Annotated in this window: 13 protein-coding genes; 4 read left to right on the top strand and 9 right to left on the bottom strand. The window is 64.7% G+C overall.

Translation table 11 applies throughout. From position 1 onward, the window contains the following. Together DFR48_RS15990 and DFR48_RS15985 are read left to right on the top strand one after the other, a co-directional pair. Positions 1-1032, top strand: coding sequence for a peptidoglycan -binding protein (locus DFR48_RS15990; protein WP_114364215.1), 1032 nt, complete (start codon positions 1-3; stop codon positions 1030-1032). 119 nt (positions 1033-1151) lie between these two features. Beyond that, positions 1152-2795, top strand: a complete 1644-nt coding sequence (locus DFR48_RS15985) for an FAD-binding dehydrogenase (protein WP_425359262.1) — start codon at positions 1152-1154, stop codon at positions 2793-2795. Between the two features lie 19 nt (positions 2796-2814). Here the strand turns inward: DFR48_RS15985 and DFR48_RS15980 are convergent, their stop codons facing one another. After that, positions 2815-4617 carry an ABC transporter transmembrane domain-containing protein gene (locus DFR48_RS15980; RefSeq protein WP_114364213.1) on the bottom strand — a complete coding sequence of 601 codons (1803 nt, stop codon included), beginning with the start codon at positions 4615-4617 and terminating at the stop codon, positions 2815-2817. A gap of 192 nt (positions 4618-4809) precedes the next feature. On the opposite strand from DFR48_RS15980, the gene rpmE reads away from it, so the two are divergent. Then, complete coding sequence (rpmE, locus tag DFR48_RS15975) at positions 4810-5031, top strand: 50S ribosomal protein L31 (RefSeq protein ID WP_112689852.1); 222 nt, start codon at positions 4810-4812, stop codon at positions 5029-5031. Positions 5032-5197: 166 nt separating this feature from the next. Here the strand turns inward: rpmE and rcdA are convergent, their stop codons facing one another. The 3 genes from rcdA to DFR48_RS15960 all read right to left on the bottom strand — a co-directional run bounded on the left by rcdA (position 5198) and on the right by DFR48_RS15960 (position 7566). Next, complete coding sequence (gene rcdA / locus DFR48_RS15970) at positions 5198-5713, bottom strand: protease adaptor protein RcdA (RefSeq protein ID WP_114364362.1); 516 nt, start codon at positions 5711-5713, stop codon at positions 5198-5200. A gap of 368 nt (positions 5714-6081) precedes the next feature. Beyond that, positions 6082-6279, bottom strand: coding sequence for a DUF1192 domain-containing protein (locus DFR48_RS15965; protein WP_114364212.1), 198 nt, complete (start codon positions 6277-6279; stop codon positions 6082-6084). Between the two features lie 3 nt (positions 6280-6282). Next, positions 6283-7566, bottom strand: coding sequence for an MFS transporter (locus DFR48_RS15960; protein ID WP_114364211.1), 1284 nt, complete (start codon positions 7564-7566; stop codon positions 6283-6285). Positions 7567-7732: 166 nt separating this feature from the next. Here DFR48_RS15960 and DFR48_RS22005 point away from each other — a divergent pair, with 166 nt between their 5' ends. Then, positions 7733-7888 (top strand): hypothetical protein, encoded by a 156-nt coding sequence (locus tag DFR48_RS22005; protein WP_170141906.1) that lies wholly within the window; start codon positions 7733-7735, stop codon positions 7886-7888. A gap of 4 nt (positions 7889-7892) precedes the next feature. Here DFR48_RS22005 and DFR48_RS15955 read toward each other — a convergent pair whose 3' ends face one another. The 5 genes from DFR48_RS15955 to gap form a co-directional block, all read right to left on the bottom strand. Beyond that, positions 7893-8804: a PhzF family phenazine biosynthesis protein gene (locus tag DFR48_RS15955; RefSeq protein ID WP_114364210.1), complete on the bottom strand. Its 912-nt coding sequence runs from the start codon at positions 8802-8804 to the stop codon at positions 7893-7895. A gap of 99 nt (positions 8805-8903) precedes the next feature. Beyond that, positions 8904-9800, bottom strand: a complete 897-nt coding sequence (locus DFR48_RS15950; protein WP_114364209.1) for a fructose bisphosphate aldolase — start codon at positions 9798-9800, stop codon at positions 8904-8906. A gap of 307 nt (positions 9801-10107) precedes the next feature. Further along, entirely contained in the window at positions 10108-11310 is a 1203-nt protein-coding gene (locus tag DFR48_RS15945; protein ID WP_114364208.1) for a phosphoglycerate kinase, read from the bottom strand. A gap of 97 nt (positions 11311-11407) precedes the next feature. After that, positions 11408-13216: a potassium/proton antiporter gene (locus tag DFR48_RS15940; RefSeq protein WP_114364207.1), complete on the bottom strand. Its 1809-nt coding sequence runs from the start codon at positions 13214-13216 to the stop codon at positions 11408-11410. Positions 13217-13487: 271 nt separating this feature from the next. Continuing rightward, the gene (gap, locus tag DFR48_RS15935; protein WP_114364206.1) at positions 13488-14498 is read right to left on the bottom strand and encodes a type I glyceraldehyde-3-phosphate dehydrogenase; all 1011 of its coding nucleotides are present in this window, start codon (positions 14496-14498) and stop codon (positions 13488-13490) included.

Raw genomic sequence — 14498 nt, 5'->3', positions numbered from 1 at the left:
ATGGCCCTAGCGCGCAACCGCCGCCGGGAACGGGGCGTCGACTACTGGCCGGGCTTCGTCGATGCGCTGTCGACATTGCTTCTCGCCATCATGTTCCTGCTCACCGTCTTCGTGCTGGCGCAGTTCATCCTGAGCCGTGAAATCTCCGGCAAGGACGAGGTGCTCAACCGGCTGAACAACCAGATCGCGGAACTGACCGAGCTGCTCGCGCTGGAAAAGAGCGGCAAGCAGGACCTCGAAGACACGCTCGCGACCCTTCAGTCGTCGCTTTCCGCATCCGAGAGCGAACGCAGCCGCTTGCAGCAGCTTCTCGCAAGCGGTGCCGGCTCGGCGGAAGCCGCAAACAGCCGCATCGGCACGCTCAACCAGCAGCTCGACCAGGAGAAGGAAGTGAGCGCCAGGGCGCTGAGCCAGGTCGAACTGCTGAACCAGCAGATCGCCGCACTTCGGGCGCAGATCGCCGCCGTCGAGCAGGCGCTGCAGGCCTCGGAAGCCAAAGATCAGACGTCGCAGGCAAAGATCGCCGATCTCGGACGCCGCCTCAATGTAGCGCTCGCCCAGCGCGTCCAGGAGCTCAACCGCTACCGTTCCGATTTCTTCGGCCGGCTGCGGGAAATTCTCTCCGACCGCGAGAACATCCGCATCGTCGGCGACCGCTTCGTCTTCCAGTCGGAGGTGCTCTTCCCGTCCGGCAGCAGCGACCTCAATCCGGAGGGCGAGCAGGAGATGGCCAAGCTCGCGACGGCGCTCATCGATCTCGCCAAGGAAATCCCGGCGGAGATCAACTGGGTGCTGCGCGTTGACGGCCATACCGACAACGTGCCGCTGCTCGGCACCGGCCGCTATGCCGACAATTGGGAGCTCTCCTCGGCACGCGCCATCGCGGTGGTGAAGTTCCTGATTTCTCGCGGCGTACCGTCCAACCGGCTGGTCGCCGCCGGCTTCGGCGAGTTCCAGCCGATCGCCGAGGGCGACAGCCCGGAGGCGCGCTCGCAGAACCGGCGTATCGAGCTGAAGCTCACCGAACGATAATACCAAGCCTCGGTTCATATCGCCGAGACTTGGTATAAGTCGCTTGTCCCCACAGGGGCAGGGTTGTCAAACCCTTACGTGTTCGTAAAAGTAAGAAACGGGTACGGGAGGGGGAGATAATGGACTTTGATGTACTGGTGATCGGGGGAGGGCTCGCCGGGCTCGTCGCCGCGACGGAGGCGGCGGACCGCGGCCTCAGGACCTGCATTCTCGATCAGGAGGGCGAGCAGAACCTCGGTGGCCAGGCCTTCTGGTCGCTCGGCGGTCTCTTCTTCGTCGACAGTCCCGAACAGCGGCGAATGCGCATTCGCGACAGCTACGAGCTGGCACGGCAGGACTGGTTCGGCTCGGCCGGTTTCGACCGCCCGGAAGACCACTGGCCGCGGCTGTGGGCCGAAGCCTATCTGCAATTTGCCGCCGGCGAAAAGCGTGACTGGCTGCACAGGCAGGGGCTGCGCTGGTTTCCGGTCGTCGGCTGGGCCGAGCGCGGCGGTTCGCTCGCCGCTGGCCACGGCAACTCCGTGCCGCGCTTCCACGTCACCTGGGGAACGGGGCCGGCGGTCATCGCGCCATTCGTCCGCCGCGCTCGTGCCGCAGAGGCCGCGGGCCGTCTCACTTTCCGTTTCCGTCATCAGGTCGACCGGCTGATCGTCACCAACGGTGCCGTCACGGGCGCGCAGGGCACGATCCTCAAGCCGGACGCCATCCAGCGCGGAGGCGCAAGTTCGCGCCATCCCGTCGGCGAGTTCGAGATCAGTGCGGGCGCGGCGATCGTCACGTCCGGCGGCATCGGCGGTAACCACGACCTCGTGCGCAAGAACTGGCCCGTGGAGCGGCTCGGCCCGGCGCCGAAATCGATGGTCGCCGGCGTGCCGGCCTATGTCGACGGCCGCATGCTCGCGATCGCCCAGAGCGCGGGCGGGCGCATCGTCAACGGCGACCGCATGTGGCACTATACCGAAGGGCTCAGGAACTACGATCCCATCTGGCCGAACCACGGCATCCGCATCCTGCCCGGGCCGTCCTCCTTCTGGTGCGATGCCGACGGCAACCGCTTCCAGGCGCCGGCGATGCCGGGCTTCGACACGCTGGCGACGCTGAAGGCGATCCGCGCGCGTGGTCATGAATACAGCTGGTTCATCCTGACCAAGGCGATCATCAAGCGCGAGTTCGCGCTCTCCGGCTCCGAGCAGAACCCGGATTTGACCGGCAAGGACATCCGCCTCCTTCTCTCTCGTCTTGGCCGCAATCCGCCGGGGCCGGTGCAAGCCTTCATGGACAAGGGCGAGGATTTCGTTGTCCGCGACAATCTCGAGGATCTCGTCGCCGGCATGAACGAGTTGACCGGCGAACACCGTCTCGGCTTGCAGCATGTCCGCGCGCAGATCGAGGCCCGTGACCGGGAACTCGACAATCCGTTCAACAAGGATGCCCAGATCACCGCGATCCACGGCGCCCGCAAATATCTCGGCGACAGGTTTATGCGCACCGCGAAGCCGCACCGGCTCCTCGACCCGAAGGCCGGGCCGCTGATCGGGGTGCGGCTGCACGTGCTGACGCGCAAGACGCTCGGCGGGCTGCACACTGACCTCCATGCACGCGTGCTCGGCGCCGGCGACGAGCCGGTCCCCGGCCTCTATGCTGCGGGTGAGGTCTCCGGCTTCGGCGGTGGCGGCATGCACGGCTATAACGCGCTCGAGGGCACCTTCCTCGGCGGCTGCCTGTTTTCCGGTCGCGTTGCCGGGCGCGCGGTCGGCGCCTGACGGCGGCGCGGAGCCGCCGCTATTTGGCGGCGGCGCTCAGGTCGTGGGCACCGGTCTCGAACTGCAGGCGGGCGAGCTTCGCATAGAGGCCACCCTGGCGGATGAGGCTCTGGTGTGTGCCTTCCTCGGCGATCCGGCCGCCATCGAGCACAAGGATGCGGTCGGCCTTGAGCACGGTCGCGAGCCGGTGGGCGATGACGATCGTCGTGCGGTTCTGCATCAGGCCGTCGAGAGCCTTCTGGACCAGCGTCTCGCTTTCGGCGTCGAGTGCCGAGGTCGCCTCGTCGAGCAGCAGCAGCGGTGCGTTCTTCAGCAGGGCGCGGGCGATCGCGATCCGTTGGCGCTGGCCGCCGGAAAGCGTGATGCCGCGTTCGCCGACCTGGGTGTCGAAACCCTTCTCCAGCCTGTCGATGAACTCACGCGCCTGAGCGGCCTCGGCCGCGGCGATCACATCGGCGCGGCTCGCGTTCGGTGCGCCGAAGGCGATGTTGTCGTGGATCGACGAGGCGAAGATCGTGACGTCCTGCGGGACGATGGCGATGCGGGCGCGCAGCGCGTCGGGTGCGACCTCGCGAACGTCGAGGCCGTCGAACCTGACCGTGCCGCTCACCGGATCGTAGAAGCGCAGCATCAGCGAGAAGACGGTGCTCTTGCCGGCACCCGACGGGCCGACGATTGCCACCGTCTCACCCGGCTCGACCTTGAAGCTCAGACCCTTCAGCGCCGAGCGGCCCGGATGGCTCGGATAGGAGAAATGGATGTTATCGAATTCCACCCGGCCGGTCGCCGGTTCGGGAAGCGCCTTGGGCGAGGCGGGCGCGGCGATTGCCGGTTCCTCGTGCAGCAGCTCCATCAGCCGTTCGGCGGCACCGCCGGCCTGGGCGAGTTCGCCCCAGACTTCCGAGAGCGATCCGAGCGCGCCGGCGGCGATCACCGAATAGAGCAGGAACTGGCCGAGCGTGCCTGCGCTCAGCGTTCCGGCGAGCACGCTCTGCGCACCGTACCAGAGAACCGCGACGACGCTGCCGAAGACGAGGGTGATCGCAAAGCCGGTCAGGAAGGCGCGAGAGCGAATCGCCGTGCGGGCGGCTGCGTAGGCGCTCTCCACCGCGTCGCCGTAGCGGGCGGTCGCGATCGCCTCGCCGTTGAAGGCCTGCAGCGTGCGCGTCGCGCCGATCGTCTCGCTCGCATAGGCGGTGGCGGCGGCGAGCGTATCCTGCGCCGCGCGGGACCGCTTGCGCACCGACCGGCCGAAGCCGACCAGCGGAAATACGATCACCGGTATGGCGATGAGGACGAGAACCGAGAGCCGCGGGCTGGTGTAGATCATCATGCCCACGGCGCCGAGACAGAGGATCGAGTTTCGAAGTGCCAGCGACGCGCTCGCGCCGACCGCCGACTTGATCTGCGTGGTGTCCGCGGTCAGCCGCGAGACGATCTCGCCGGACTGGTTGACGTCGAAGAAGGAGGGCGAAAGCCGGGTCACATGCTCGAAGACGGCACGCCGGAGGTCGGAAACCACCCGTTCACCGATCGAGATGACGTAATAGTAGCGCATGGCGCTGGCGACCGCGAGCAGCACCGCCATGACGACCAGCATGCCGAAATAGCTGTTGATGAAGCCACGATCGGCGCCGCTGAAGCCGTGATCGATCATCCGGCGGACGGCAAGCGGTAGTGCCAGCGTCGTTCCCGCGGCAAGCGCCAGGAAGAAGAGGGCGGCCGCAACCATGCCCCGATAGCGTTTCAGGTAGGGCAGGAGCCCGCCAAGCGGCTTCAACGAACGTCGCTTTTTCGACTCGGACTCGGTCACCTCGGACACCTTGGCATTTCTCCCGTTCGCCCTTCGCGCTCCTGCGCTTGGGGCTCTTGTTATCCTTGCGCCCTTCATGTATAGGCACGGCATCGAATTGGGAAGCCGTGGCCTGATCGGGACTACGGCTTCATTTATTAAATAGGTTCCGAAGATGCAAACGCGGCTTTTCGGTTCCTCCGGCACAGCAGGAAGATCGTTATGAAGGCTGACATCCATCCCGAATACCACATGATCAAGGTGGTCATGACCGACGGCACCGAATACGAAACCCGTTCGACCTGGGGTTCGGAAGGCGCTGTCATGAACCTCGAAATCGACCCGAAGTCCCATCCGGCCTGGACGGGCGGCAACCAGCAGCTCATGGACCGCGGCGGTCGTCTCTCGAAGTTCAACAAGCGTTTCGGCGGCCTCGGCCTCTAATCGCTTCGAAGCTTCTGCTTCCGTTTTCAAAGCCCGGCCTCGTGCCGGGCTTTTCGCGTTTGCCGTCCCGGCGTCGAGGCCGTGCGTCGTACGGGGCTGCGGAAACGAAAAATCCCGGCGAGGCGGTGCCTGCCGGGATACCGTGAAGCGTGGCGTGTCGCGTCGGTCAGTTGCCGCTGAAGGCGGTCCGCAGCAGGTCGAGCTGGGCCTTGACGCTGTTTTCGTTGTCCGGAACGACCGCCGCTTCCGCCGGGCGATAGATCTCGCGGTCGAGCAGTGCGATGCGGTTCTGCAGGCGCAGCGAGCGCTCGACGAGATCGCGGAAGGCTTCCGGCAGATCGTTCCAGCCGGGAGCCGCCTTGTCGACGTTGAAACCGTCAAGGCGGACCTTGCTCTTCTCTGACATCACCTGGTCGCGGCTCATCTCGCCGTTGTTGACGGCGCGCTGCAGAAGCAGCCACGAGGCCATCTGCATCAGCCGGGTGGTCAGCCGCATCGATTCGGCTGCGTAGAGCACGGAGGCCATGCGCGGCAGGACCTTGGCGGCGGAGCGGCCGGGGCCGTCGAGATAGGCGGCGGTCTCTTCCACCAGCCCCATTCCTTCCGAATAGATCGTCTTGAACTGGTTCGAGGTCGCAGCGCGACCCGCAAAGCTGATCGTATTCACGCCGACTTCCGACATCGTCATTACCCCTGTCTTACGCAAAACTCTCGCGGCCGCGTCTTGTTTCATCCCCGAAGGATGCTTTCCGGCTCTTATGGAGTCACGATGCTATCAATACCTTAAACGCGCAAGGCAAATCTTAAGGAAAGGTTAATTCCCACAGTTTTGCCGGGCACCCATCAAAACGTCAAAAAAAGAGCCGCGAAAGCGGCTCTCAAGGTAAAACAGGGAGAAAATCAGACCTATTCGCCATGAGGAGAAACTGCCTGAATCCAGAAGCTCTGGATGACAATTACACTAACGAAAAAGCGTTAATGAATGGTTAACCGCTTGCCTCAGAAGTGTTGTTCCTTGCGACAGATGGAGATACGTCGGGCAGCCGGTCTCTATACTTTCGGGCGGAACAGACTTTCTGCAGCGAGCTTTCCGGCCTGCTTGCGCTGCCGCTCGGCATCGAGACGGGCGATCTCCTCTTCGAGGAGGCCGATGCGCGCGGTCAGTTCGTCGGCGGAAAGCATCGAGAGATCGGAACCGATCTCGTGCACCGTCTTCTTCTTCGGGCGTTCGTCGTCGCTCATGCTCATGGCCTATTCCTCCTGGCTTGCAACTTCGGCCTCCGCCACGTCGGCGAGCGGCGCGGCACGGGGGTCGAGACTGAGGCTTTCCGGCGTACTCGTCGGCGCCGCGCCCACGGGGATCTTCGGCACGTAGTCGCGTTCCTCCGCGGGCACGGCCGCGCGCAAGCGGCTGCGATAGATGGCATAGGTGGTCAGGAGCCCGTGCGACACGGCGGTCACGGCAAAGAGGGCGTAGGGGCCGAGCCTGGTCATCACTGGGCCGCCGAGCGTGGGGCCGATGATCGTGCCGATGCCGAAGAGCAGCAGAAGGCCGCCGGAGACCTTCACGAAGTCGTCGGAGCGGGCGAAGTCGTTCGCATGCGCCACCGCGATCGGATAGAGCGCGTTGGCGGCGGCGCCGTAAAGCGCGACGAAGCCGATCAGCACATAGGCATCATGCGGCTGGACGAGCGCCAGGATCACGGCGGCGACAGCAGCGACGCCCGAGAGCGCCGCGAGCACGTAGCGGCGGTCGGTGGTGTCGGAGAGCTTGCCGGCCGGAAACTGCATGATCGCACCGACGAAGATGGTGAGGCTCATCATCACGGCGATCGTTCCCGACGACAGCCCGGCGCGCGCGCCGAAGACGGCGCCGAGCGTGCCGTAGGCGCCGTTGGCGATGCCGATCAGCAGGATGCCGACGAAGGAGATCGGCGAGTTGCGGTAGAGGCTGCGCAGGTCGAGGCTGACCGATTTCAGCGGCTGCGGCGTCGCCGCCGTCGACAGCGTCGTCGGCAGCATGGCGAGACAGTAGAAGATGCCGCAGAACATGAAGAGGACGGTGGTCGACGGATCGCCGAGCGGCACCAGCATCTGTCCGCCCACGACCCCGATCAGCGTGATCGAGATGTAGAAGGAGAAGATCATGCCGCGGCTCTCGTTGGTCGCCCGCTCGTTCAGCCAGCTTTCGATGATCATCGAAGTGCCGGCCGTGCAGAAGCCGGTCACGGCTCTCAGCGCCACCCACCAGAACTGGTCGACCTGGATGCCGGTCAGGAGCGCGATGATCGCGATCAGCGAGATGAAGCTCGAGAAGGCGCGCACATGGCCGACGCGCATGACCACCTTCGGTGCGAAGAAGCAGCCGAGCACGAAGCCGGTGGCCCAGGAGGTGCCGAGCAGGCCGAGGACTTCGTTGGAATAGCCCTCGGCGGAGCCGCGCACGGGCAGCAGCAGGCCGTGAAGACCGTTGCCGAGGAAGAGGAACAGGGTGCCCAGGAGGAGGGCGAGGACGGGCAGCAAGTTACGGCGCATGGGTGCGATTCGCAGCTTTCTATTCGAAGCTCACTAGAGGTCGACTGAAACGTCACAGATTGCAAGACGAGCGTGTCAAAGATCAGTCCCACCTTGCAGCGGCGTCATTGGGAGGCAAAGGTGTCCGCCATATGACGCTTCTCCGATTCTTCCGCAAGGACCTGCAATGACCAAAGCGATCGCCATATTCCTGATCCTCGCCATGGTCGTGCAACTCATCAAGCCGCTCGGGGTTCCCGGGCTGCGCAAACGCGGCGACTTCTGGAAGCTGGCCGTTCTCGCCTTCGTGATCTGGTCCGTCGTGCTTCTCGTCCGTCCCTGACGGGTCAGATCGAGATCGTGCCGCGCATCACCTCGACGCACTCGCCGGAGATATCGACGGTGTGGACGTGGCCATCCCGCTTTTCCGTCGCGACGTGGATGTGGCTTGGGCGCCCCATCTCGACGCCCTGTTCGATCAGGAAGCGGAAATGTCCGTGGTCCGCCGGCTCCAGCGAGGTCAGAAGCGCGCCAAGGGCGGCGGATGCGCTGCCGGTCGCCGGGTCCTCCGGCACGTTGTCGAGCGGCGCGAACATGCGCGCGCGGATGTGCTCGCCGTCGAGCCGGGTGTAGAGGAAGAGCGGGCAATCGCTCTCCTCGGCGGCGAAGGTGGAGCACATCTCCTCCAACGTCTCGACGTTCGGTTTGGCACGGCCAAGCGCGTCGAGATCGGCGAGTTCAGCGACGATGAATTTGAGACCGACCGAGGCGAACGAGGGCGCATGCCGGTCGGCGACGATGTCGTGCGGGGAGAGGCCTGCCGCGCGGGCGAGAAGTGGCACCGGAACCTGGGCGCCGACCGAAAGCGGCTGCGGTGCCCGGATCGTCGCCCCGCGCACGGCATCGCCCAGTCTACGGAGCGTGACAGTGACGAGGCCCGCCTTCTCCTCGAAGCGCAACGCCTCGCCGACGGACTGGCCGAAAATCCGGCCCATCCGCCCGACCACGAAGGCAGTGCCGACATTCGGGTGGCCGGCGAAGGGAACTTCGGTGGTCGGCGTGAAGATCCGCACCTGCGCGGTGTTATCGATCTCTTCCGGCGGCAGCAGGAAGGTGGTCTCCGAATAGCCGAACTCGGTCGCGATCCGTTGCATCTCTTCGGTCGTCAACTCGCTGCCGTCCAGGATGACGGCGAGCGGATTGCCGCGAAAGCGGTGTTCGGTGAAGACGTCGACGGTGACGAACGGACATTCCCGCATGGCTGATACTCCCTGATCATGATCCCCAGCCGTACCTATAACGAAAAAGCCCGGCGAGGGCCGGGCTTTCGTGTCATCGTGACAAAGAGGCGGGCCGCATCAGGCCTTGTTGACGCTCGCGGCGTAGATCTGGTCGATCGTTTCGGTGAGGCTCGCGTCGAACTCTGCTTCGCTCATCGAGACGCGCAGCTTTTCCGTCAGTGCGCGCGAGAAGCTCGCGATCATGCCGTGGTTGTGGCTGAGCTTTTCGCAGGCGTCCGCCGTGGTGTAGCCGCCGGAGAGGGCGACGACGCGGACGACCGACTTGTGGGCGACCAGAGGCGCGTAGAAATCGGCGGTCGTCGGGATCGTCAGCTTCAGCATGACGGCTTCACCTGCCGGAAGCTTGTCGAGCTGGGCGGCGATCTCGTCACGAAGAATGGTTTCGGCCTCGACCTTGGTCGGGCTCTTGATGGAGACTTCGGGCTCGACGATCGGGACGAGGCCCTGACCGATGATCTGGCGTGCCACTTCGAACTGCTGCTTCACGACGGCGGCAATCCCGGCCTTGTCGGCATGACCGATCACCGAGCGCATCTTGGTGCCGAATATGCCCTTTTCGCGACCGCGGATGAGGAGGGAGTCGAGATCCGGCATGGCCTTCATCATCTGAACGCCGTTCTGTTCGGCTTCGAGGCCCTTGTCGATCTTGAGGAAGGGCACCACGCCGCGCTTTTCCCAGAGATAGGACGGAACGGGCTCACCATCGACGTCGCCGTCCATGGTCCGCTCGAACAGGATGGCGCCGATCACCTTGTCGCCGGTGAAGGCGGGCGCGCTCATGATGCGGACGCGCATGGCATGCATCAGGCGGAACATCGCCTCGTCGCCCTGGTACTCGGACTCGGAAATGCCGTAAAGGCTCAACGCTTTGGGTGTTGAACCACCGCTTTGATCCAGCGCCGCAATGAAGCCGGGTGCAGAGGTGATCTTGTTCAACATCTTCGCGTCCACCATATCTCACTCCTATCCCTATAATGGCGCGACACGCGCTCACGTAGGTTCGTTGATGTTACGACCAATCGGCAACGCCGAATTCATCAATCCCGGATCGATATCGCTAAGATGTTCGGCTATTTCGCCTTTCCTCCGGGGCTGCAACTGGCCGATAACAGAAGTTTCCCTAAAGGCAAATCCCGGTCTAATTGATTGAAACGATTGAAATTATTTCAATCGTTTAAAATAACTGAAATCTTTAAACGGGATGTGACGGCGGCGCGGGAATGTGGACGATCCGCGCCGCCCCCGATCGCATATGAGGCGGTCAGGCCGTCCTGGAGAGGACTGCCACGCCCGGCAGTTCCTTGCCTTCCATCCATTCAAGGAAGGCACCGCCGGCCGTCGAGACATAGGTGAAGTCGTCGGCAACGCCGGCATGGTTCAGCGCCGAGACGGTGTCGCCACCGCCGGCGACCGAGACCAGCTTGCCCTCGCGGGTGCGGTCGGCCGCATGGCGGGCGGCCGCAACGGTCGCCTTGTCGAAGGGCGCGATCTCGAAGGCACCGAGCGGGCCGTTCCAGACGAGGGTGGCGGCGCGGCTGATCCAGGCATTGACCGCCTCGACCGACTTCGGCCCGACGTCGAGGACCATGGCATCGGCCGGGATGGCGCTGATGTCGACGGTCTCGTTCTCGGCGCCGGCCTTGAACTCGCGGGCGACAACGCCGTCGGACGGCAGGACGATGGCGCAGCCGGCGGTCGCAGCTTCAAGCATGATCTGCTTTGCGGTGTCGGCGAGGTCGTGCTCGCAGAGCGACTTGCCGACATTGGTGCCATTGGCGGCGAGGAAGGTGTTGGCCATGCCGCCGCCGATGACGAGTGCGTCGACCTTCTTCACGAGGTTCATCAGGAGGTCGATCTTGGTCGAGACCTTGGCGCCGCCGACGATCGCGACGACCGGACGGGCCGGCTGACCGAGGCCCTTTTCGAGCGCTTCGAGCTCGGCCTGCATGGTGCGGCCTGCATAGGCCGGCAGGTGGTGAGCGAGGCCTTCCGTCGAGGCGTGGGCGCGATGGGCGGCGGAGAAGGCGTCGTTCACATAGATGTCGCCGTTCTTCGCGAGTTCGGCGGTGAATTCAGGCGTGTTCTTTTCCTCGCCCTTGTGGAAACGGGTGTTTTCGAGCAGCAGGACGTCGCCGTTGTTCATCTTTGCGATGGCGTCGGCAGCCGGCGCGCCGATGCAGTCGGAGGCGAAGGCGACGCTCTGGTCCAGCACTTCCTCGACGGCCGGTGCGATCAGGGAGAGCGACATGTCGGCGACCGGCTCACCCTTCGGCCGGCCGAAATGGGCGAGCAGGATGACCTTCGCACCCTTTTCCGAAAGCTCGTGAATGGTGGGCGCCACGCGCTCGATGCGGGTGGTATCGCTGACCTTTCCGTCCGTCACCGGAACGTTGAGGTCCACACGGACCAGTACGCGCTTGCCGGCAATGTCGGTCAGATCGTCGAGTGTCTTGAAAGCCGCCATGGTTATACCCGTCCCTCCAGTCTCTTTGGGTTCTAAAACGTGAGGGCCGGACATTACTACGCCTGACCCGCGACGCAAGGCGAGGGCGGGGCAAAATTCACTCGGCCGCCTTGCGGATCTTGCGGAGATAGTCGCGCAGCGCGTGGGCAATCTCCCGAAGATTGAGGAAGATCGGCAGTTTGGTGGCCGGCGCCACCGGCTCCAGCGAAACGCCGACCGAGGCGATATGTCCCGTCTCGTCGATGTCGCGGACGATGAGGACGATGGTGCCGAGGCGGACGCGATCGGCATAGTCCGCCCTGCCGCCGAGGCGCTGTTCGATCAGCTCGGCGACGGTGATGGCGCGCTCCGCCTCGTTCACGAGCAATGGTCCGTAGGCCTGGTCGAGATTGTCGACGCGGGTCGACGGCGCGATCGCGAACATGCCGAAGAACTCGCTGTCGTTCTCGTCCACCGGCGCCTTGCTGGCGAAGAGGCGGTCGAGCAGGCGCGAATAGCCGGGCGCGATGAAGAGATAGACCTGGTCGTTCTCCCTGAGCCGGCCGGCATACTGGTAGCGCATCGACTTGCCGTCGCGGATCACGAGCGACGGCATGGCCCAGCGCGGAATGCGCTCTCCGCGCAGGACCGGGCTGTCGGCGACGACGCGGTAGGCGAGCAGTTCGTGGTTGGCGGCGCCCGGCAGGTCGAGCTCCAGCTTGTCGATCGCGCCGATGCGCGGCGGGATGATGAGCCCGAGCTTTCGGGCGACGGGCTTGATCGTCCAGCCCTGCAGGAGCAGCGAGATCATCACGACGATGAAGGCCGCGTTGAAGTAGACCTGCCCGCCTTCCAGGCCACCGAGGATCGGCAGGATCGCAAGCAGGATCGAGACCGCGCCGCGCAGGCCGACCCAGGCGATGAAGCCGGTTTCGCGCTGGGTGTAGTCGAACGGCAGGAGGCAGAGCCAGACGGCGAGCGGACGCGCCACGAAGACCAGGAACAGGCCGAGGATGACTGCCGGCAGCAGGATCTGTGGAAACTGCGAGGGGGTCGCGAGCAAGCCGAGCACGAGGAACATGACGATCTGGGCAAGCCAGGTCATGCCGTCCTGGAAGCGGGTGATCGAGCCGCGGGCGGGGATCTTCTGGCTGCCGGCGTAGATGCCGGCCACGTAGACGGCGAGGAAGCCGCTGCCGCCGACCGCGCCCGTGTAGGAGAAGACGAGGAGGGCCATCGTCAGCATGAAGATCGGCGCGAGCCCCCGTTCGATGGAAATCCGTTTCAGCACGAAGACGATGATCGCGCCGCCGATCAGCCCGAGCGCGAGCCCGAGCCCCATCTGCTCGACGAAGAGGCGCAGGAGCGCCATGTCGAAGCCGGCATAGCCCTTGCCGGTCGACAGCAGCTGCACCAGCGCCATGGTGAGAAAGATCGCCATGGGATCGTTCGTGCCGGACTCGACCTCAAGCGTCGAGCGCACCCGGTCGCGGATGTTGATGCCGCCGATGCGCAGCAGGAAGAACACCGCCGCCGCGTCGGTCGAGGCGACGATCGAGCCGAGCAATGCCCCTTCAAGGAAGGAGAAGTCGAGCAGCAGGTGCGCGAGTGCGCCGAACAGGCAGGCGGTGATCAGGACGCCCACGGTCGAGAGCAGCAGCGCCGGCGTCGCCGACAGCCTGAACGACTGCAGGGAGGTCCCGTAGCCGGAATCGAACAGGATGATTGCGAGTGCCACGGAGCCGAGCGCGTAGGCGAGCGAATTGTTGGAAAAGTCGATGCCGAGACCGTCGACACCGGTCACGAGCCCGATCAGCAGGAAGAGCAGGAGGAGGGGAGCGCCGAAGCGGAAGGCGAGCAGGCTCGAAAACGCCGCCAGGAGGACCAGCGCCGTGCCCACCAGCGTCATCGCATAGAATTCGTCCACCTGCTCATCCCCATCGTCGCCGCTCTCACCGTCTCGTCCCGCGCCTGCCGATCATACCGGACCCGCGGGCGTAGCGCGAAAGCGACGATAACGCTTTCCGCCCCGGTGTCGGGGTCGGTGCAGGGCTGGGAACGATCTGGCAGGACTGCCGAAAGACGAGAACCGCACTTGTCGCCCGCAATCGTGATCAGAGTAGGGCGGGAGCGGGAAAAATGAAAGGCGGACCGGTATCCCGGCCCGCCTCTTCGAGGACAATCGTTGGGTCGATCGCTCAGATGAGCTTGCCGAGGGCGACCGCCGTGTCGGACATGCGGTTGGAGAAGCCCCATTCGTTGTCGTACCAGGTGAGGATACGGACGAAGTTGCCTTCGAGCACCTTGGTCTGGTCGATCGCGAAGATCGACGAGTGGCTGTCGTGGTTGAAGTCGCGCGAGACCAGCGGCTCCTCGGTGTAGCCGAGAATGCCCTTCAGCGCGCCGTTCGAAGCTGCCTTGATGGCGTCGTTGATTTCCTGGGCGGTGGTGTTCTTCTTGGCGACGAACTTGAAGTCGACGACCGAGACGTTCGGGGTCGGCACGCGGATCGAGGTGCCGTCCAGCTTGCCCTTCAGGTGCGGCAGGACCAGGCCGACGGCCTTGGCGGCGCCGGTCGAGGTCGGGATCATGGACAGGGCTGCGGCGCGGGCGCGGTACAGGTCCTTGTGCATGGTGTCGAGCGTCGGCTGGTCACCGGTGTAGGAGTGGATCGTGGTCATGAAGCCGTGGTCGATGCCGACGGCGTCGTCGAGCGTCTTGACGACCGGCACCAGGCAGTTGGTGGTGCAGGAGGCGTTGGAGATGACCAGGTGATCCTTGGTCAGCTTGTCGTGGTTGACGCCGAAGACGACGGTCAGGTCGGCGCCATCGGCCGGAGCCGACACGATGACGCGCTTGGCGCCGGCGGTCAGGTGGGCGGCCGCCTTGTCGCGCGCGGTGAAGATGCCGGTGCATTCCATGGCGATGTCGACGCCGAGTTCCTTGTGCGGAAGCGTCGCCGGATCCTTGATCGCCGTGACCTTGATGGGCTTGCCACCGCCGACGATGATCGTGTCGCCTTCGACCTTCACATCGGCCGGGAACTTGCCGTGGATCGAGTCGTAGCGCAGAAGGTGGGCGTTGGTTTCGACCGGGCCGAGATCGTTGATCGCGACCACTTCGATGTCGGTGCGACCGGACTCGACGATGGCGCGCAGCACGTTGCGGCCGATACGGCCGAAGCCGTTGATGGCAACTTTAAGAGTCAT

The organism is Ciceribacter lividus (assembly GCF_003337715.1).
In the GTDB taxonomy this organism is placed as follows: Bacteria; Pseudomonadota; Alphaproteobacteria; order Rhizobiales; family Rhizobiaceae; genus Allorhizobium; species Allorhizobium lividum.
The sequence above is the reverse complement of the archived record's forward strand: the minus strand, read 5'-3'. Positions and strand labels throughout refer to the sequence as shown.